The following is a 1,212-nucleotide window of genomic DNA, read 5'->3' on the forward strand; positions in this document are numbered from 1 at the left end:
GATGGCGGCTTTAATCGCTTCTCTTTTGGCGTGCAGAGCTTCAACACTCAAGTTCGTCGCAGTGCAAAGCGTCTTGATGATAGAGAAGACGTACTTAAACGCGTTTCGGAACTGGCGAAGGAAGACAAAATCCCAGTCATCATCGACTTGTTGTACGGCTTGCCTTATCAAACCAAAGAAATACTTGAACAAGATCTTAACGATTTTATGTCGACAGGCGCGCATGGCTTGGATTTGTATCAGTTGGTCGTGGGTGGAACCGCGCCAATGCTCAATCTCGTTGAAAAAGGCAAGATCCCCCCACCAGCGACGACGCCAGAGAAAGCGGGCATGTATGAGCTGGGTGTGAACTTTATGGCGAAGCACCACATGAAGCAGTTGAGCGTGAACCACTGGGCCGTCGATAACCGTGAGCGTAGCCTATACAACAGCTTAGCCAAGACGTACGCAGAAGTGTTGCCGATTGGATGCGGTGCTGGTGGCAACATTGGCGGCTACGGGATGATGCTGCACCGCACTTTAGACACCTACATCAAAGCGGTGAATGAAGGGCAAAGTACGATTGCGATGATGATGAAGCACAGCCCATTAGAGCCATTATTTGCAGCGCTAAAATCCGGGTTTGACCGCGGCATTGTTCAGGCAAGTAAATTGCCGGTGTTTATGGGTAGCGATACGTTCGATTTTCTCATGCCGCTGTTTAAAGTATGGCAAGACAAAGGCTTAGTTGAGCTTCAAGAGCGAAGCTTAGTGCTTACTTTAGCGGGCAGTTTTTGGGCCGTTTCGTTAGCGCAAGCCTGTATTCAGGTACTGACATCAGAGATGAACGAAAGCGTGCCAAAAGTATCCAATAATTAATGAAGACAAATTGAAGAAAAAGATGGAAAACAAAATGGAATCAATCAAGCAACAGGTAGAAGCTCTATTGGAACAAGAACCTCAACTTCTGCCTGCCGCAATGGCAGAGCGTTTAGGTGTGACAGAATTTGATGTTGTCGCTGCACTGCCGCAAGAGATGGTTGCGATTGCTCCGGGTGAACAAGCGCAAACAATCCTTGAAAGCCTAGTTGGCTTTGGCCCAGTGACGACGATCGTACACTCCTTCGGCTCCATTTTCGAGGTGAAAGCGCCTTTTCCGAAAGGCAAAGTTGCGCGTGGTTATTACAACCTAATGGGGCGAGAAGGTGAGCTGCATGGTCACCTCAAATTGGA

The 1,212-nt window shown here is 48.4% G+C and carries 1 protein-coding gene and 1 pseudogene; both read left to right on the forward strand.

Annotated features, from left to right (window positions below; translation table 11 throughout):
• A pseudogene (locus R7070_RS25745) lies at positions 1-858 on the forward strand (heme anaerobic degradation radical SAM methyltransferase ChuW/HutW); the annotation flags it as partial.
• A gap of 34 nt (positions 859-892) precedes the next feature.
• On the forward strand, positions 893-1,212 hold a 320-nt coding region (gene hutX / locus R7070_RS25750), incomplete at its 3' end, for a heme utilization cystosolic carrier protein HutX (RefSeq protein ID WP_318141456.1).

Origin of the sequence: Vibrio sp. 1557 (assembly GCF_033340175.1) — a bacterium.
GTDB classification, from domain to species: Bacteria; Pseudomonadota; Gammaproteobacteria; order Enterobacterales; family Vibrionaceae; genus Vibrio; species Vibrio alginolyticus.